The following is a 17540-nucleotide window of genomic DNA, read 5'->3' as shown; positions in this document are numbered from 1 at the left end:
AGGAATTGATGCATATGCAGCAGCGGGAGTGTTCGACAATGGAAGCAGAAACAGGATCGGCCCATGCTCGCCTCCGCTTATCGCACATCCAGCGACGAATACGCGTATGACGGCGTCGACATTCATTACGAAAACTATGACCAAGGCTATGGTCAGAACGAATTCGTCTTGGGTGAACGCATATGCGAACCCTTAGGCAATCCGCGCGGCAATACTCTGCTCCGCGTATGCAGTTCGCTTGTCATCGCGCTCATCGGCGGGTGGGCGTTGCTGCACAGCGAAGCAATTTTTCACAAACTCGAGTCCGCCGCCCGCACCGCCGCTGCGATAGCGTCCTCGTCCCGCAATGAAGTTGCAACGGCCGCCCCTCCAACCGTCGCGAGCACGCCCGCGGAACCCGCTCCGCTGTTGCCCGAACTAAAATTATTGGAAATCGCCGCTGCTCCCGGTACGCCGCCGCCAATTGGTGACTCAGCGCCAGCCGATCACGACACAGCCCGCACTCCAATCGACGAGGCTGCCAACGACAATACGTCGAAGCAAACTGCTCAGCCAAAATCCAGCACGATTAAAAGCGACGCGTATACGAACGACGCTTACAAGAGTAACGATCCCGCTCGGTTGCGCGCCGAAGCCGTTGGCCTCAATCCCGATCTCTCGAAATCGCTGCTGGCCCGGCTCTCACCCGCCGACTATCGCAACGCCAACGTCGCTATTCAAACAGCACTGAAAAAAACAGCAGACAACGACACATTCGTTTGGCCGAAAAAACAAAGCGCAAAACTCGCTCGCTTCGAAGTCAGCTTCGTCGCCGGAGCAGCGCCCGATTGCCGACGCTACGTCGTGACGATCACCAAGGATCACTGGACGACCACCGCGCTACCAATGGAAAAATGCGGCACCAAATCACCGCATGAGAAAACCGCGAACCGCCTCTGACGAAAATTACGCGGGATGCTGACACTCATCCGCCGTCGATCACCGCGTACGGCTGCGGCACATGCCCGAACATGGCGACCAACCGGCCCAATCCCCTGCCAAGCTTATCCCCGCCAAGCAAGGCCAACTGCTTGAACGACTTCAAGCCGAATATGATCCCGGCGGGGCTCACAACGACAAGAAGCGTACCGACCAGCAGATGCAGCGGGATCGTATGCAGCCGCCGAAGCGTGGCATAAGGCCAGCCGAACTTCGTAACATCTTTTCGGAAATTGGCCGACGCAATCCAGTAAGATCGATGCAGCTGACGCGCATAGGTCAACCGCTCCGGATGGATGGTCTCATAGGTGATCGCACGCGCCGTGTGTCGAATGGCGAAACCCTGTTTGTGGGCGTTAAAAAAGAACTGGGAGTCCTCGCCCCCGCCAAGCCCCAAATTCTCGTCGAACTTCAATCCAGCGGCCGGTAGCGCCATGCTGAACCGCACGTTGTTCGTGTAGGCGGCCGTGCAAGCCTGCCCCTCGTTCGGCTTCTTCGAGTCTGCATCAGCCACATACCAAAACGGAACCGTCTCCGGCGGCTGCAATATCTGCCATCCCATCAGAACCGGAACATCGGCGTAGTCGGAATGCATGAGCCCCGCGACCCAATTGGGATCGGCCGTTTCATCGTCATCGATGAACGCAAGCCATTTCGCTCCTCGAGCGCGCGCAGCCGCAATCGCCCGATTGCGCGCCGCCGCTATGCCTCGCCGCTCCTCAACGACGTATTCAACAGGCATCGGCGCGCGATGTGCAACTTCGGCAACAACCTGCGCCGCCGTCCGATCGCGATCGTTATCGATAACGATAATGACAACCGACAGATCTTTGGGAAGCTTCTGGGTCTCAAGCGAAGCAAGACACGTCGCGAGCAGCCGCGGTCGCTTATAGGTGCAAATGCAGATCGCGAGATCGGCTGTTGTGGAGATGGACGTCGGCATCACCCTCGGCTTCCATTAGGACATTGCTGTTTTGAAGAGGCTCGGCAAACAGCGGCCCAAGCCCCAATCTACTGAACCCCCATCTTTCGCTCCGGCGCATACGCGTGTGCGAACTGCATTCGGAACAAGCGGCTATAGGCGCCGTTGAGAGCGAGAAGCTGATCGTGGGTTCCACTTTCGATAACGCGGCCCGCATCGATAACGTGGATCAGATCCGCGTGCAGAATTGTCGAAAGCCGATGCGCAATGACCAGCGTCGTCCGCCCACGCGTGAGTTCTCGAAGCTCCCGTTGAATGACTTCCTCGGTTTCGCTATCGAGCGCCGATGTCGGTTCGTCGAGCAGAATGATCGGTGCGTCCTTCAGAAAAGCGCGCGCAAGCGAAACGCGCTGCCGTTGGCCACCAGAAACCTGCGCGCCGAGTTCACCGACTTGAGTATCGTACCCGCGCGGCAGCCCTTCGATGAACTCATGGGCATTTGCAGCCCGCGCCGCGCTGAAACACATCTCATCGGTCGCGTCAGGCAATCCGGAGCGAATGTTGTCCAGAATACTTCCTTCGAAAAGAAATACGTCCTGACCGACAACCGAAATATTTCGCCGCAAAGAATCCAACGAGACCGCGTCGATCTGCTGTCCATCGATCTCAATCGTGCCATGCGACGGCCGACGCAGACGTTGCAACAGCGCAAATATTGTTGACTTGCCACCGCCCGAAAGGCCGACCAGTGCCGTCATCTTTCCCGCAGGCGCCTGCAATGAAAGCCGTCGGATAATCGGCTTCTCAACGTCATAGGCAAAATCAACATCGCGGAATACGACTTCGCCGCCGCGCACCTTGAGATCCGGCTTGCCAGGAGGCTCGTCCTCAACGGCGGGAAGATCGAGAATTTCGTACATCATCTTTAGCCCGACGGACGCCGACGCGAGCTTCAGGCGAACCCGAGAGAGGCGGCGCGCCGGATCGGCACAGAGCAGCAATGCCGTGATGAAGGCAAAGAACTGCCCGGGAGTATCGCCATAATAAAGATTGCGCCAACCCGCGTACATGACGACACCGGCAACGGCAAACCCGCCCACCGTTTCCATCAGCGGGTTCACACTCGCCTCGATGCGGAGAACCTTGTTGGCTCGCCGCTCCACCGCACCGATCGCATCCGATGCGCGCGCGCGGATCGCGTCCTCAAGCTGAAACGATTTGACGACCTTTGCGCCCTGCGAGAGTTCCCGCATTGCTTTATTGATGCCGCTGGCAGACATGAGCTCGCTTCGCGCGGCCTTCTGCACGCGCTGCACCATCTTGCGCGAGGTCAACGCAGCGATCGGCCCGCCAATGAGCGCAATTGCCGTCATGATCGGATCCAGCACCAGCATGGTGATGAACAATCCGAGCACCGTGCAGAAATCCCTCCCGAAACTCATCAGGATCATATTCAGCACGTCGCGAACCGAAGCCGCATTGTTCGAAATGCGAGTCACAAGATCGCTGGACGAGAACTTCTCGAAAAAGGCCATATCCACTTTAAGCAAGTGGTCGAACATCCGCTGCTGCGTCTGCGCAACGAGCCGATTGCCTATCGTCCCAAGCGACACCTCGGACAAATAGGAGGCGATACCCTTCACCATAAAAAGCACGACGATTGTAAGCGTGATGCCCGTCAACGCCGCGCGGTTCTGATGCACGAAGATCGTATCGATCACGTACTTCATCACGTAGGCGGTCAGCGAAGTTGCGCCCGCCATGATGAACATGAAAACGAGCGCCACGGCATAGCGCGGCGCATACTCCCGCCCCTGCTCCTTGACGAGCCGCTTGATCAGCTCGGAGCTGCCCTTGGTATTATCGAGATCGGCCACCCGCAACCTTCGTCAATTACCAGCTCTTCGTCAGAGCTCTCCAAGAGATTGCCCCATCAAACATAGAGTATGTCTAACGTGGAGAGGTAGCTTAGAATATTGCAAGCGAAGATAAGCAGCAACACAACCGCTTCGTCCTTTGGGCTGCCCAGTCGCCACAAGCGATATATTCTCATGAAGCGATACCATGCCTGAAGACTAGCGTATTTCAAACCTGCCCAGCCGCCCGTAAAGTGCCCGCGCACAACATAATACTTCAGAAAGTGCATCGGCATTTCAGTAATCAGACGCAGAAACACTTTGAACCGCGGCTGCGGCTCTCCATTGGCCACAGTCAGCCACATACGCTCATCAAGCTTGCGCCGCATGTCTTCGAACGACCGAATCGAGTGGTGATGAAGCGCCGAAGACATCTTCCCCATCTTGTGCCCGTCCGTAACGACGGAGTCGTGCAGCGATGAATCTCGAAACCGCATAACACGGCGATCATAGAGCCGAATGCAAAAGTGATCACGCGCCCACAGCCTGGGCTTTGTATGCCCAGGATAAACAAGCGCGACCGACATCCCGTAGCCCGAAAATTCTGGCTCGCCGTTCGCAAAAACGTCCGCAATCTCGCGAGCAAGCTTTTCCGTTACGACTTCGTCGGCATCAATGTTGAATAGCCACTCATTCCGGCAAAGCTCTTCGGCAAATCGCTTCTGCTGCCCGAAACCAAGCCAAGCCCTCTGCACGACCCTCGCGCCCTCGGCTTCCGCGAGCTGAACCGTATCGTCAGTACTGAAGCTATCGACGACGATAACCTCGTCCGCCCATTCCCGCACGGACCGGATCGTACGCCCAATTCTATCAGCTTCATTCTTGGCAATTATAAAACACGAAACTGGTAGTTTTAGCATCGCGTCCCCCGACAGACGACTGCACCTGCAAATGACGGCGCTAAGCAGGTGGCGTCTATGGGATTACTTCCTGAGGGAGCATATTTGCGTAAGAGTGGGTAAAGAGTGTCAATTCCGACGAAATAGGACATGAATGCCAACTGCGAAACTGTGCGACAAGAATCGCCCCTCGGAGGGCCGTTAATCCGGGAAGCATTCCGCCCCGAAAAATTTTTTCGCAAGAGGCAGATGGAAGCGGCAAAGTGATTTCCACACGCACTATCATCCCACCCTCGATAAATGGCGTATCAATAGGGCAAACACCACCAATCCGTGCTAGATGAGTAAGCTTTCAATCAGTGGAAACGCCATGTCATTGCTTCCATTTGATCTCAGCAGATTGCCGGTGACCGGCAAATGACGGCGACCGATCACATTGCCGTCGTCGTATCGACGTTCAATCGCTACGACTGTCTGGACGATGCTCTCCAGGCACTCCTCCGCCAAGACTACGCCAATTACGAAATCATTGTCGTCGATAACTCGCCCGATCAAAACGCGGCGCGCAACTATGGAGAGCGATACGCAGGTTCTGATCGCATCACGTATCGGCTTGAACCCGTTGCTGGGCTATCACGCGCCCGCAATATCGGCGTTTCCAATTCATCGGGTAGCATCATCGCCTTCATCGATGACGATGCCATCGCCGAACCCAATTGGGTTTCCGAAATCGCGGCAGCCTTCACATCGTTTCCAAATGCCGGAGTTGCGGGGGGCCGGATATTTCCCCGTTGGAGCAGTGAACCGCCAGTTTGGCTGACGCCAAAACTGTACGACTACCTTTCGCTTGTCGATCTTGGCGATGAAATGCGCGAAGTCGCTCCGGGCGAATACCTTGCGGGATGCAACATAGCCTTCCTGCGAAGCGCGCTGAGCGCCGTCGGCGGCTTCGCTGAGAACCTTGGCCGCAAAGGTGGAAGCACGACGCTTCTTTCAAGCGAAGAAACAGAACTCACCGAGCGTATCCGCCGCGCCGGACAGAGCGTGATCTACAATCCCCGCGCCGCCGTTCATCACATCATCGACCCAGCGCGTCTCTCTGAAGAATGGTTTTGCAAACGCGTCGCATGGCAGGCGGTCTCTGACTTCATGGCGGATTCAGAGGCCATGCAGCGCTATGCCCCCAAGGCGGCGAAGCGGGCCATGCGCGGTCTCAAGCAGGCGACCTTACCTGGAGATGGAACTGTCGATGAGCGTCTCCAGCTCGTTTACAATCTCATCATCGCAAGTCTCGGCGGCGAGATGACCTTCTCTAAGGCGAAGATGCGATCCCACTCCCGCTTGGCGCGCCTGCAAACAGCCATCAAAAAGCTACCCGGAAAACTTGTCCGGACACGCTGATACGCAGGCTCAGAACGAAGCGTAAGTTGCGCGGAACTCAATCGGTATCGATGAGGAAGTTCTTCTGCGAGTGTCCGACGGCCTGCGGCAGGTCCTCTGCCTCATCCTTCAAATTGACGCCGGAAATATTGCGGCGGCGTGCTTCCGACATCAGGAACCAGAGCTTGTGAGCGGCGCCTGCGTAGCTCAACCCTTCTTTGCGCACATTCGAGATGCAGTTGCGCGCTTCGTCCGTCAAACCGCGGCGCGGGTTCAGCGTCATGTAGATGCCGAGGCTGTCCGGCGAACTAAGGCCAGGTCGCTCACCGATCAAAACGACGACCATGGCAGCGCCGAGAATCTCGCCAATCTCATCGCCGACCGCCACTCGCGCTTCCTTGACGACGACGATCGGCGCAACACGTGAACCCGCACGCTCGATTTGCGGCATCAGCGTCGCAAGAAAGCGCGCGGCGTTCTCTTCGATCGCGAGGGCAGAAAGTCCGTCGCCGATGACGAATGCTAAATCATAAGGCTCGGCCGGCTTCGGCAACGCAATCAGCGCTTCTCGTGAGGCTTCGTCGAGCATTCGCCCCTTGTCAGGACGCTGCAGATAGGTCGGCCGGTCCGCGGCGGCGCTGTGAGCAACGATAACGTCTCGGCCCTGAGCCGCTAGGTCTTTTCCAAGTGTCTCGATATCGAGATCGTGGTGCACCGCTTTACGCGCTCGAGCGTGCGCAAGCTGAAAATCGAGATGCGGCTTGGTTGGAAGGCTCGTTCCCGATCGGCCAAGTGCGATCCGCGCAGGCGTATAATCCCGCAGCTTGGTCCAGGGATTGGAAACAACCGTCGGGATGCGCGAAGCGGCCATTGTACGACCTCAATGAAGATGCGCGAGCGCGCGCTGGAATGCCGGCGGCAAAGCATCGGAAAGCCTTACCTCGTCGCCAGCGGCAAAAATTCCGGCCTGCTGCAGCCAATCTTCGAATTCAGGCGCCGGCTTCAGGCCAAGAACACGACGCGCATAAAGCGCATCATGGAATGACGTTGTCTGATAATTCAGCATGACATCATCCGAGCCCGGAATGCCCATGATGAAACTGACACCCGCCACCCCGAGCATCGTCAACAGAATGTCCATGTCATTCTGATCGGCTTCCGCGTGATTGGTGTAGCAAATATCGCATCCCATCGGCACACCAAGCAGCTTGCCGCAGAAATGGTCTTCGAGCCCAGCGCGGATGATCTGCTTGCCGTCGTAGAGATATTCGGGACCGATGAACCCAACCACCGTATTGACGAGCAACGGCTCGAACTTCCGCGCGACAGCATAGGCGCGCGTCTCGAGCGTCTGCTGATCGCAGTCATGATGTGCATTCGCCGAAAGAGCACTTCCCTGCCCCGTCTCGAAGTACATCACATTATTGCCGACAGTTCCGCGCCCGAGGCTGAGACCGGCATCACGCCCTTCCTGAAGGGTGGCAAGCGTAATCCCGAAGCTTTTGTTCGCCGCTTCCGTTCCCGCGATCGACTGGAACACCAGATCGAGCGGCGCCCCGCGATTGATGGCTTCGATGCTGGTCGTCACGTGCGTCAGCACGCACGATTGCGTCGGAATGTTGTAGCGCAAAATGATTTCATTCAGCATCTCCAGCAGCGTCGTCACCGCTGGAATACTGTCTGTCGCCGGATTGATTCCGATCACCGCGTCGCCATTGCCGTACATCAATCCATCGACGATGCTGGCAGCAATTCCGGCGGCATCGTCCGTCGGATGATTGGGCTGCAACCGCGTTGAAAGCCGCCCTTTAAGACCGATCGTATTCCGGAACTTCGTCACCACCCGGCACTTCTGCGCAATCAGAACGAGATCCTGGTTGCGGCTGATTTTCGAAACAGCAGCGACCATTTCCGGCGTCAGTCCCGGAGCGAGTGCAGCGAGAGACGCCGCATTCGCCTGATCCGACAGCAACCAGTCACGAAATTCGCCGATCGTCTGATGGGAAACGGGAGCGAACGCCTTCGCGTCATGCTCGTCGATGATGAGCCGGGTCACCTCGTCGGTCTCATAGGGAACGACATGCTCGCTGAGAAACACAGGCAGTGGCACATCGGCAAGCGCCATCTGAGCCGCAACCCGCTCCTCGTCGTCCCCCGCCGCTGTTCCGGCGAGATAGTCGCCGGAACGGGCTGGGCTGGCTTTCGCGAGCAACTCTCTAAGAGTCTCGAAGTGATAGCGATGACCGCCAACCGTATGAATGTAACTCATCGGAACACCAACTAGAGCACAGCTGGAGCTTCTTCACCCGGTGCGGCGGCAACCAAGTGATGTCGGCTGTAGAACGCAAAGTAAGCGATAAAGATGGCGTAAACCACTGCCGCACCGATCACGACTCGCGGATCGACAAGGAAGCCCGCCACCACAGCAACGCACGCCAGCACCAGCGCGATACCGGACGTAACCAAACCGCCGGGAGTCCGGTACGGCCGGGGCAGATTGGGCTCACGAATGCGCAGTGCGATATGCGACGCCATCATCATCACATAGGAAACGGTCGCGCCAAATACAGCCACCAGGATCAACAGATCTCCCTGGCCGCTGAGCGACAGCAGGAAGCCGATGATGCCGGGTACGATCAACGCCACGTAAGGCGTTTGCCGCTTGTTGGTGAGCGACAGCACGCGCGGCAGATAACCCGCACGAGACATCGCGAACACAAGCCGCGAATAGCCGTAGATGATCGAGAAGAAGCTCGCGATCAGACCGGCAAGGCCGACAAAGTTCACGAACCGGCTGACAAACGTCGGACCGTTGAAGACGTTCGGGGATTCAAGCGCCGCAACCAGCGGGTTACCCGAGTCCTGCAGTGCAGCAGAACCAGCACCACCGGGACCGAAGACCAGGATCAACGCGCAAGACATGAGCAGAACCATCATGCCGCCGATCAGGCCGCGCGGCAGGTCGCGCTTTGGATCCTTCGTTTCTTCCGCAGCAAGCGGCACGCCTTCAATGGCAAGGAAGAACCAGATGCCATAGGGAATTGCGGCCCAGATGCCGATGTAGCCATGCGGAAGAAACGCACTCGCACCCACAGCGTCGGTCGGCGCAATGTCGAACAGCCGGTCGACGCTGAAATAAGGGATCATCGAGACGATAAACGCGATCAGCGCAATCACGGCGAGCGCAGTAATCGCGAAGATCAACCGCAATGCTTCGCCCGCGCCGTAAATGTGAATGCCCAGGAACACCACATAGAAGCCGAGGTAGACCATCCAACCGTCAATTCCGAACAACGACTGGCAGTAAGCTCCGATGAACACCGCGATGGCGGCAGGTGCGATGGCATATTCGATGAGAATGGCAATGCCGCACAGAAATCCGCCCCAAGGACCGAAGGCCCGGCGCGCAAAGCCGTATCCGCCACCGGCCGTCGGCGCGATCGTCGCGAGTTCGGCAAGGGCAAAGCACATGCAGGTGTACATGGTGGCCATGAGGATGGAGGCGATAAACAGTCCGCCCCAACCACCCTGCTTCAGACCGAAGTTCCACCCGGCGTAGTCACCCGAAACAACGTAAGCGACACCAAGCCCTACGAGCAGCAGCCACCCGGCTGCACCGCGCTTGAGCTGACGATTCTCAAAATAGTCTTTATCGACCTTTTCGTATTCGATACCGCCAGTGGAGGTAGGGTCCATGTGTTTTCTCCGCTCGTCATCAATCCCCCCGAACAAATGAAATCTCGTGTTCGGGAAACCGGCCCTGGCGCCGTTATTGCGACGCGATGAGTGCGTGTCGGGAGCCGATCCTAAGCAACAGCTACGCCTGATGCGACGCGATGACTATCCGATTTCGGCAGAATTCGACTTTCGAAGGGCGCCGGTCGGTAAGGTTTTTGCGTGTCGGGGGCTTATGCGAGGCCGTCCGCTGGGGTACAATTGGAGCACAGGGGAAAGCTCCTTCCATGCCCCAATGCCCGGTATAAAATGATCGAAGGCGGCAAAGCTGTTGCGCCAGATCCCGCTCCCCCGAGCGCACCCGCCGTCATCAACTTTGCCAAAACCCACGACATCGACGAACAGGCAGCCTTCCTGAAAGGCTGGAACCAAACCTACGCCCAAACGTCGGCAGGCGTTTTCTCGGGCTCCATCCAGGAAATCGTCTTCGGCGGATTTCACCTCTTCAGGGAAGAAACCGGCAGCTCGCTCTACCAGCTCGGAGCATTACCATCCGACGTTTATGCCGTCGGCCTGCCGCTGAGGCTGTCGGGCCTGGCCACCTTCTGCGGTACACATTGCGACGGCCGGAGCCTGCACGTCTTTTCCGGAAGCGACGGCTTCGAATTCCATACGCCCGGAGGCCTCGTGATGTCGGGTCTCGTCCTGACCAAGGCGACGATCACCGCCGCCTTTTCTGGCGAGGATCAGGACGCCATTTTGCGATGTCTTAACTACCCTCACCTCCGTCGCGCGCCGCTCGAACGTCTTGGCGCCTTGCGTCTGGTGCTCGCGAATGCGTTCGAGCTTTTCCACGCATCACCCGAAATCGCAAGCAGCAGCAATGTCGTCGACGCCGTCCGCAGCGCGCTGATATCAAATCTCTCCTACGCGCTGATGGACCAGAACGGCGTGGACGAATTGCAGATCCGCCCATCGCGGCGCTGGCAGATCGTCCGCGACGCCGTGGATCTGACGGTGCAGAACGTCGAGAAACCGCTAACCGTCGCCGAACTCTGCCGCGGCCTGGATGTCAGCCGCCGGACACTGCAATACTGCTTCCATGAGGTTCTCGGCATTGCCCCGGCAGTCTTCTTGCGCGCCGTCCGCCTCAGCGGAGCTCGCCGAACGCTGAAGACAGCTTCATCCGTTACCGAAGCCGCATGCCTCTGGGGCTTTTTGCACTTCGGCCGCTTCGCCCAGGACTACAAATCGATGTTTGGCGAACGGCCCTCCGACACGTTCATCCGTTACCATGCCCAATCGCCTAGAAACTGAACGAAGCCCTTAAACAGCACGACAAATCCCGGATCGTTTGCATCGTAACTACTCCCTTCACGGACTGTTAAGCACACCTCCAACCCGTGACCGGCCATTAACGCAGTAGAGGGTGCTTCTAGGTATCTTCCTCGAACGAAATGGAAGTCGCAGTTGCGACGGTTACGGAAGAAAGTTACGCGTCATGCCCACGATGCTCTTGGACCGGCAGATTGCTGCAACGGAAGCTCACATTGAGTCCGATGAGGAGATCGCCGAGATGATGGCTGAAGCCGCGCGCGTGGACGCAATGTTCCAAAGCGGCGTGATCTCCACGATGTTCCTTGCTGCATTCACTGACAGCATTCGGAATGCGACCATGCCCCTGCCCTCACCAAACGTGGCCGCAGACGTAGTCGCGGAATATCACCGCGGCTGATGGGCCTATTTGCCTGACATGCGGGACGGTTTAATCACCCCTCCAGATCAATGGAGGAGACGGACCGATGATCAAAGTCAGTGTATTCTACCCGAATACCCCCGGCGCACGTTTTGACCACGAGTACTATCGCGACAAGCATATGCCGATGGTGCAGACGAAGATGGGCGCAAACTGCAAACGCTATACGGTCGACAAAGGCATCGCAGGCGGCGCTCCGGGAGCACCGGCACCCTTCATCGGAATGTGCCACATCTATTGTGAGTCAGTCGCAGCGTTTCAAGCGGGCTTTGGTCCGCACGCCGCAGAAATCATGGCCGACATCAAGAATTACACCGACCTCTCGCCGGTGATTCAAATCAGCGAAGTGACCGTGGAATAAATCCCGGAAGAGCGGCGGCTTCCATGCAGCCGCTCGATACGCCCCTGACCACGCCAAAAATCTGAGAGAAGGCCTGCACCAAACGACGAAGAGCGTGCGGTCGCTATTCGCGGCCACGCGCTCAACCTCATGACGCCGTAGACCGATAGGAGGACACCGATCCATCCGCGGCAGTCACCGAGACGGTTTCCAAACGCCAGTCGTCGGCGTCCGGCTTGAATCAGTAACGGCACGCGAACCGCGATGCGTTTTCCGCACCTAATGGCTCGCGTGCCGTGACATGCTACTCAGATGTCCAGCGTGTTGTCCAACTCCCACTTCGACAAGTGCGAGCAGTACGAGTTCCATTCGCTCATCTTCAGCTTGACGTACGAGCGGCAGAAGTCCTCGCCGAGCAGCTTTTGCAACTCTGTATCCTTCTCGAGATTCCTAAGCGCGTCGAGGAGGTTGAGCGGCAGCTTCGGCGCGTCTTTGACCAGATGCCCGTCCTGATACATGTCGAGATCGCAACGCTTGCCGGGGTTAGCTTTCGTCCGGAAGCCGCTGAGCCCCGCCGCAACGATAACGGCCTGCATCAGATACGGATTGGCAGCACCATCCGGAAGCCGAAGTTCGAAGCGGCCCTTGCCGGGAACCCGAACCATGTGCGTGCGGTTGTTGCCGGTCCAGGTGACCGAATTCGGCGCCCACGTGGAGCCGGATGCGGTACGCGGAGCATTGATGCGCTTGTAGGAGTTCACCGTCGGATTGGTGATCGCCGAAAGAGCTTCGGCATGCTTCATAATTCCGCCGAGGAAGGTGTAGCCTTCCGCGTTCATTCCCATATCGTCATTCATGTCGAGGAAGACGTTTTTCTTACCCGTCTTGTCCCAGACTGAAATGTGCGCGTGGCAGCCCGAACCCGTTTTACCGATGAAAGGCTTGGGCATAAACGTTGCGCGCAACCCGTGTTTCTCGGCAATCGCGCGCGTCATAAATTTGAAGAAGGCGTGACGGTCGGCCGTGATGACGCAATCGTCGAAGCCCCAGTTCATTTCCCACTGGCCGTTCGCGTCTTCGTGGTCGTTCTGATAGGCGCCCCAGTTGAGCTCCTGCATGTAATCGCAGATCTCGGCGATCACATCGTAACGACGCATCATGGCCTGCTGGTCGTAGCAAGGCTTGGTCGCATTATCGGCTTCGTCCGCCAAGACCGTGCCGCACGGCTTGGTCAGGAAGAACTCGCACTCAACGCCAGTCTTGACGTAGAGGCCCTCTTTCTGAGCGTCCGCCATGACCTTCTTGAGAACGACACGAGGTGCCTGATCGAGCGGCTTTTCATCCATCATGCAGTCTGCAGCGACCCAGGCGATATCCTTCCGCCACGGAAGCTGCATGAAAGACGACGGGTCGGGCAAACCGAACATATCCGGATGCGCCGGAGTAAGATCGAGCCACGTTGCGAAGCCAGCGAAACCCGCGCCGTCTTTCTGCATGTCTGCAATCGCCGACGTCGGAACCAGCTTCGCGCGCTGGCTGCCGAAGAGATCGGTGAAAGAGATCATGAAGTATTTGACGCCGCGTTCTTTCGCGAGTTCCGTCAGATTTTGCGCGGTCTCTTTTGGAGACCCCTTCTGTTGGTCCTGCTGTGCAAGCATATGCGTTTTCCCTAGTGATATCTTTTGTTTTGCGGACTTAAAGGTAAGGGCGGTTAGAGACCGCCCTGTCCTTGTCCTGGAATCCAAGTGGTGCCTGCGATGGGAACCCGCGCCATTGCCGCCGCTTCGACGGTAAGTGCCACGAGGTCTTCTGGCTCGAGATTATGCACGCTGTTATGTCCACACGCCCGAGCAATGGTCTGCACTTCGAGATTCATCACCTTCAAGAAATTAGCGAGACGCCGTCCACCTTTCACGGGGTCGAACCGAGCCATGAGCTCCGGATTCTGCGTCGTGATGCCAGCGGGATCTCGTCCTTCATGCCAGTCGTCGTAAGCGCCCGCGGTGGTGCCAAGGGCTTGGTATTCGCTTTCCCAGGCCGGATCGTTATCACCAAGGGCTGCCAGTGCTGCGATACCGATCGATACGGCGTCCGCACCGAGAGCAAGCGCTTTCGCAACGTCGCCACCGTTCCGGATACCGCCAGACACGATGAGCTGCACCTTGCGATGCATACCGAGATCCTGGAGAGCCTGAACCGCAGGACGGATGCAAGCAAGCGTCGGGAGGCCGACGTTCTCGATGAAGACTTCCTGCGTGGCAGCGGTGCCGCCCTGCATGCCGTCGAGAACAACAACGTCTGCACCTGCCTTAACGGCGAGCGCGGTATCATAGTAGGGCCGCGTGCCACCGATCTTCAGATAAATCGGCTTCTGCCAATCCGTAATTTCGCGAAGCTCGTGGATCTTGATTTCAAGATCGTCGGGCCCCGTCCAATCCGGATGCCGGCAAGCCGAACGTTGATCGATGCCCTTCGGAAGGTTGCGCATCTGCGCGACGCGATCCGAAATCTTCTGGCCGAGAAGCATACCGCCGCCGCCGGGCTTCGCACCCTGACCGACAACGACTTCGATCGCGTCGGCCTTGCGCAGGTCATCAGGGTTCATACCATAACGAGACGGCAGATACTGATAGACGAGCGTCTGCGACTGACCGCGTTCTTCTGGCGTCATGCCGCCATCGCCCGTGGTCGTCGAGGTACCGGCCAAGGACGCGCCGCGACCGAGAGCTTCCTTCGCGTGGGCCGACAATGCGCCGAAGCTCATGCCTGCGATCGTGATCGGAATCTTCAGTTCGATCGGCTTCTTTGCGAAGCGGGTTCCAAGCGTAACGTTTGAGGTGCAGCGTTCGCGGTACCCTTCGAGCGGATAACGCGAGATCGATGCGCCGAGAAACAGCAGATCATCGAAATGGGGCACACGGCGCTTCGCGCCGCCGCCACGGATGTCGTAGATGCCGGTTTGCGCGGCACGGCGGATTTCCGACATCGTATAGTCGTCGAATGACGCCGGTTTCCGAGGCGTGGTCGGCGGGTTATGATATGACATCAGTAAGCATCCGCATTGTCGATGTTGAAGTTGTAGAGCTTGCGTGCCGAGCCATAACGCTTGAACTCGCTCGACTTGACGTCCGTGATCCCTGCCTTCGCAAGCAGTTGATCGAGCGTCTTGAGATGCTCCGGCCGCATTTCTTTTTCGATGCAATCGGCACCGAGGCTCTTCACCGTGCCGCGCACGAAGAGCTTGGCTTCGTAGATCGAGTCACCGAGTGCGTCGCCAGCATCGCCAAGCACGACAAGGTGTCCGCTCTGCGCCATGAACGCTGAAAGATGGCCGATGTTGCCGCGAACGACGATGTCGATACCCTTCATCGAAACACCACAGCGCGACGCTGCGTTCCCTTCGATGACGAGCAATCCGCCATGGCCGGTGGCTCCAGCATACTGGCTGGCGTCGCCCGTGATGCGGATGTTGCCCGACATCATGTTTTCAGCAACGCCCGGACCAGCCGAACCATGCACCGTGATAGACGCCTGCTTATTCATACCGGCGCAGTAGTAACCGACACTGCCCCGGATGTTGATGTTGATCGGCGCATCGACGCCGACAGCGACGGCGTGAAAGCCCTGAGAGTTGACAATCTCCCAGTCCGTCTCGTTGGCGCCTTCCGACTGCCGATGCAGATCTTCGTTTAGTTCGCGAAGAGTCGTCTTCGCGAGATCAATCTTGCGCATGGATTGAGATCCCAGATGTGATTTGTCTTAGCGTTCCCAGAAATAAACGGTTGCCGGTTCCGGCTCCCACACCTTCGCCTTGTCGATGTTCGGAAGATTGACCAGCGCACGGTATTCGCTGCCGAATGCAACGTACTGGTCCGTCTCTGCCATCACCGCCGGCTTGCACGCGATCGGATCGCGAAGCACACCGAAACCATTCTTCGTTCCGACAACGAACGTGAAAAACCCATCCAGATCGTCGAGGCTCTTCGTGAGCGCTTCGCCGAGGTTCATGCCTTCGTTCATGCGCGCCGTAAGATAAGCGGCCGCAACCTCGGAATCGTTTTCCGTTTCGAAGGTCATTCCCGAGCGGCGCAATTCGCGACGCAGGTTGTTGTGGTTCGACAACGAGCCGTTATGGACCAGGCACTGATCGAGGCCGGTCGAAAACGGATGCGAACCAAGCGTCGTCACCGCCGACTCCGTCGCCATGCGGGTATGACCGATGGCATGCGAACCCGTCATCTTCGACAATTCAAAACGCTTCGAAACCTCGGTCGGATAGCCGACCTCTTTGTAGATCTCGATAGACGTGCCGCTGGCCATGACCGAGATCGAAGGATGCGCAGCGCGCACGGCAGCGCGTGCCTCTTCCACCTTGTCTTCCGGCACAGTGAGCACTGCGTGCGAAGATTTGATTTTGAGATCGACTGGAGCACCGATCGCCTTGGATACGGTTGCGTCCAGTCCTTTGAAATCAGCATCGGCATTGGCGGACTGCAAAGTCAGCTTCGCCTTGCCGTTCGCCGGGGCACCAAAGACTGCGAAGCCGGCCGAGTCCGGACCGCGCTCGCACATGGTAGCCAACATCTGATTGGTCAACGCGCCGAGCTGCGGCTCCAGCGCCTTGTCCTTAATAAATAAACCCACGATTCCACACATTTTCGCGCTCGTCCGCCGGTTGCTTCTAGATGCAAGCAACCTAGCTCAGGGCCAAAAAGGTGTCAATCATTAGGAAACTAATTTTCTTATGGCTCAACACCGATTTTGCGAATTTGGACGCACGTTCGCGCCCCTCGGCACGCCGCAAATCATGCAGCGCGCCCAAAATTTATTTCGCAAATGCGAATTATTGAATCACGCAAGTCGCGCAAGTTTTTAAATAGACTTACCGCCAAGAGGCAGCCGCGAATATTGCAAAGCAATATTGAAAATGGTGCGAAGCAGCGAATTGCGCAAATACTGAGCGTAAAATTTTTTTACGCGTCAGCGGCGCTGGTAGACGATAATCGAGAGGTAAGTCGCCGGCAGCTTGATCAAACTTTCCGGACCGTGGAATTCCGCCGAGTCAAAAAGCAGGCAATCGCCGGGCTCGAGGCGGTAGCTATCTTCCCCGTGCAAGTAGGTGACTTCGCCCGTCAGCATGTAGATGAGCTCAAGTCCCTCGTGACGAAACTGCGTATAGGGCTCGGCATCTTTGCTTAGCGTGATGAGATACGGCTCGAACGCGATGGAACCGCTGATCGACTGCCCGAGCTGTTGATACTCGTGGCCAACCTTCGTCCCCCGGCGCTTGATGCTGAGTCCCTTGCCCCGCTTGACGAACGAACAGCCCCGACGACCTTCATAAGACGCAAGCAACATGCTCAGCGGCAGATTCAACGCCGAGGCGAGCTGCTGCAGGACCGAGAGCGAGGCTGAAATCTGTCCGTTCTCGATTTTCGAGACCATGGCGGTCGAAATTTCCGCGGCCGCACCAAGCTCCGAAACGGTAAGACCTGCTGCCTTCCGGAAGTCCCGAACCTGCGCTCCGATTGCACTTTCGAGCGTCCGCGGCCCCGCCTCCGGAGCCCCCGATCCAGTCGTCAGTGACCGTTGCGACGCGCGCGTCTGGACCTTTGCTTTTTCAGCCATTTTTTCATTCCCAATTTTCTTTGCCAGCACGGCACGGAGCGTCACCAACTTCGCGAACTCCGCATTGCCTGCATTGCCTCGCGCGTCAACGCCGAAACCACGTGCG

The 17540-nt window shown here is 57.7% G+C and carries 16 protein-coding genes; 5 read left to right on the top strand and 11 right to left on the bottom strand.

All coding sequences use genetic code 11. The annotated features are described in order from the left end of the window. Positions 1-63 precede the first annotated feature (63 nt). Positions 64-939, top strand: coding sequence for a hypothetical protein (locus tag DLM45_RS13390; RefSeq protein WP_181337584.1), 876 nt, complete (start codon positions 64-66; stop codon positions 937-939). 25 nt (positions 940-964) lie between these two features. Here DLM45_RS13390 and DLM45_RS13385 read toward each other — a convergent pair whose 3' ends face one another. The 3 genes from DLM45_RS13385 to DLM45_RS13375 all read right to left on the bottom strand — a co-directional run bounded on the left by DLM45_RS13385 (position 965) and on the right by DLM45_RS13375 (position 4676). After that, positions 965-1921 (bottom strand): glycosyltransferase family 2 protein, encoded by a 957-nt coding sequence (locus DLM45_RS13385; protein WP_181337583.1) that lies wholly within the window; start codon positions 1919-1921, stop codon positions 965-967. A gap of 68 nt (positions 1922-1989) precedes the next feature. Continuing rightward, complete coding sequence (locus tag DLM45_RS13380; RefSeq protein WP_343062306.1) at positions 1990-3777, bottom strand: ABC transporter ATP-binding protein; 1788 nt, start codon at positions 3775-3777, stop codon at positions 1990-1992. Positions 3778-3833: 56 nt separating this feature from the next. Further along, positions 3834-4676 (bottom strand): glycosyltransferase family 2 protein, encoded by an 843-nt coding sequence (locus tag DLM45_RS13375; RefSeq protein ID WP_181337582.1) that lies wholly within the window; start codon positions 4674-4676, stop codon positions 3834-3836. 396 nt (positions 4677-5072) lie between these two features. Here DLM45_RS13375 and DLM45_RS13370 point away from each other — a divergent pair, with 396 nt between their 5' ends. Next, on the top strand, positions 5073-6056 hold the full coding sequence (locus tag DLM45_RS13370) for a glycosyltransferase family 2 protein (protein ID WP_181337581.1): 984 nt from the start codon (positions 5073-5075) through the stop codon (positions 6054-6056). Between the two features lie 37 nt (positions 6057-6093). Here DLM45_RS13370 and eutC read toward each other — a convergent pair whose 3' ends face one another. Genes eutC through eat form a run of 3 tightly spaced genes read right to left on the bottom strand, consistent with a single transcriptional unit; the run spans position 6094 to position 9731 of the window. Further along, the gene (eutC, locus tag DLM45_RS13365) at positions 6094-6906 is read right to left on the bottom strand and encodes an ethanolamine ammonia-lyase subunit EutC (RefSeq protein ID WP_181337580.1); all 813 of its coding nucleotides are present in this window, start codon (positions 6904-6906) and stop codon (positions 6094-6096) included. Between the two features lie 9 nt (positions 6907-6915). Beyond that, positions 6916-8304: an ethanolamine ammonia-lyase subunit EutB gene (locus DLM45_RS13360; protein WP_181337579.1), complete on the bottom strand. Its 1389-nt coding sequence runs from the start codon at positions 8302-8304 to the stop codon at positions 6916-6918. Between the two features lie 11 nt (positions 8305-8315). After that, entirely contained in the window at positions 8316-9731 is a 1416-nt protein-coding gene (gene eat, locus DLM45_RS13355) for an ethanolamine permease (protein ID WP_181337578.1), read from the bottom strand. A gap of 288 nt (positions 9732-10019) precedes the next feature. Here eat and DLM45_RS16655 point away from each other — a divergent pair, with 288 nt between their 5' ends. The 3 genes from DLM45_RS16655 (at position 10020) to DLM45_RS13340 (ending at position 11827) form a co-directional block, all read left to right on the top strand. After that, complete coding sequence (locus DLM45_RS16655) at positions 10020-11027, top strand: helix-turn-helix domain-containing protein (protein WP_181337577.1); 1008 nt, start codon at positions 10020-10022, stop codon at positions 11025-11027. Positions 11028-11211: 184 nt separating this feature from the next. Further along, positions 11212-11445: a hypothetical protein gene (locus tag DLM45_RS13345; protein ID WP_181338392.1), complete on the top strand. Its 234-nt coding sequence runs from the start codon at positions 11212-11214 to the stop codon at positions 11443-11445. 67 nt (positions 11446-11512) lie between these two features. Beyond that, a complete protein-coding gene (locus DLM45_RS13340) occupies positions 11513-11827 on the top strand; it encodes an EthD family reductase (protein WP_181337576.1) in 315 nt (104 codons plus the stop codon). Between the two features lie 287 nt (positions 11828-12114). On the opposite strand, the gene glnT is transcribed toward DLM45_RS13340, so the two are convergent. The 5 genes from glnT to DLM45_RS13315 form a co-directional block, all read right to left on the bottom strand. Beyond that, positions 12115-13464, bottom strand: coding sequence for a type III glutamate--ammonia ligase (glnT, locus tag DLM45_RS13335; protein WP_181337575.1), 1350 nt, complete (start codon positions 13462-13464; stop codon positions 12115-12117). A gap of 53 nt (positions 13465-13517) precedes the next feature. After that, the gene (locus tag DLM45_RS13330) at positions 13518-14852 is read right to left on the bottom strand and encodes an FMN-binding glutamate synthase family protein (protein ID WP_181337574.1); all 1335 of its coding nucleotides are present in this window, start codon (positions 14850-14852) and stop codon (positions 13518-13520) included. After that, positions 14852-15538, bottom strand: a complete 687-nt coding sequence (locus DLM45_RS13325; protein WP_181337573.1) for a GltB/FmdC/FwdC-like GXGXG domain-containing protein — start codon at positions 15536-15538, stop codon at positions 14852-14854. Before DLM45_RS13325 ends, DLM45_RS13330 begins: the two co-directional genes overlap by 1 nt. Before the next feature lie 27 nt (positions 15539-15565). Next, complete coding sequence (locus tag DLM45_RS13320) at positions 15566-16462, bottom strand: class II glutamine amidotransferase (protein ID WP_181337572.1); 897 nt, start codon at positions 16460-16462, stop codon at positions 15566-15568. Positions 16463-16786: 324 nt separating this feature from the next. Beyond that, positions 16787-17434, bottom strand: a complete 648-nt coding sequence (locus DLM45_RS13315) for a helix-turn-helix domain-containing protein (protein WP_181337571.1) — start codon at positions 17432-17434, stop codon at positions 16787-16789. Positions 17435-17540: the final 106 nt, after the last annotated feature.

It is taken from the genome of Hyphomicrobium methylovorum, assembly GCF_013626205.1.
Classification (GTDB): Bacteria; Pseudomonadota; Alphaproteobacteria; order Rhizobiales; family Hyphomicrobiaceae; genus Hyphomicrobium_B; species Hyphomicrobium_B methylovorum.
This window is presented reverse-complemented; position numbering and strand designations above follow the sequence as displayed.

Excerpts from the sequence above, each read along its gene's own strand:
- DLM45_RS13390 (WP_181337584.1), top strand. The coding sequence starts at position 64 with ATGCTCGCCTCCGCTTATCGCACATCCAGCGACGAATACGCGTATGAC.
- DLM45_RS13385 (WP_181337583.1), bottom strand. The coding sequence starts at position 1,921 with ATGCCGACGTCCATCTCCACAACAGCCGATCTCGCGATCTGCATTTGC.
- DLM45_RS13375 (WP_181337582.1), bottom strand. The coding sequence starts at position 4,676 with ATGCTAAAACTACCAGTTTCGTGTTTTATAATTGCCAAGAATGAAGCT.
- DLM45_RS13370 (WP_181337581.1), top strand. The coding sequence starts at position 5,073 with ATGACGGCGACCGATCACATTGCCGTCGTCGTATCGACGTTCAATCGC.
- eutC (WP_181337580.1), bottom strand. The coding sequence starts at position 6,906 with ATGGCCGCTTCGCGCATCCCGACGGTTGTTTCCAATCCCTGGACCAAG.
- DLM45_RS13360 (WP_181337579.1), bottom strand. The coding sequence starts at position 8,304 with ATGAGTTACATTCATACGGTTGGCGGTCATCGCTATCACTTCGAGACT.
- eat (WP_181337578.1), bottom strand. The coding sequence starts at position 9,731 with ATGGACCCTACCTCCACTGGCGGTATCGAATACGAAAAGGTCGATAAA.
- DLM45_RS16655 (WP_181337577.1), top strand. The coding sequence starts at position 10,020 with ATGATCGAAGGCGGCAAAGCTGTTGCGCCAGATCCCGCTCCCCCGAGC.
- DLM45_RS13345 (WP_181338392.1), top strand. The coding sequence starts at position 11,212 with ATGCCCACGATGCTCTTGGACCGGCAGATTGCTGCAACGGAAGCTCAC.
- DLM45_RS13340 (WP_181337576.1), top strand. The coding sequence starts at position 11,513 with ATGATCAAAGTCAGTGTATTCTACCCGAATACCCCCGGCGCACGTTTT.
- glnT (WP_181337575.1), bottom strand. The coding sequence starts at position 13,464 with ATGCTTGCACAGCAGGACCAACAGAAGGGGTCTCCAAAAGAGACCGCG.
- DLM45_RS13330 (WP_181337574.1), bottom strand. The coding sequence starts at position 14,852 with ATGTCATATCATAACCCGCCGACCACGCCTCGGAAACCGGCGTCATTC.
- DLM45_RS13325 (WP_181337573.1), bottom strand. The coding sequence starts at position 15,538 with ATGCGCAAGATTGATCTCGCGAAGACGACTCTTCGCGAACTAAACGAA.
- DLM45_RS13320 (WP_181337572.1), bottom strand. The coding sequence starts at position 16,462 with ATGTGTGGAATCGTGGGTTTATTTATTAAGGACAAGGCGCTGGAGCCG.
- DLM45_RS13315 (WP_181337571.1), bottom strand. The coding sequence starts at position 17,434 with ATGGCTGAAAAAGCAAAGGTCCAGACGCGCGCGTCGCAACGGTCACTG.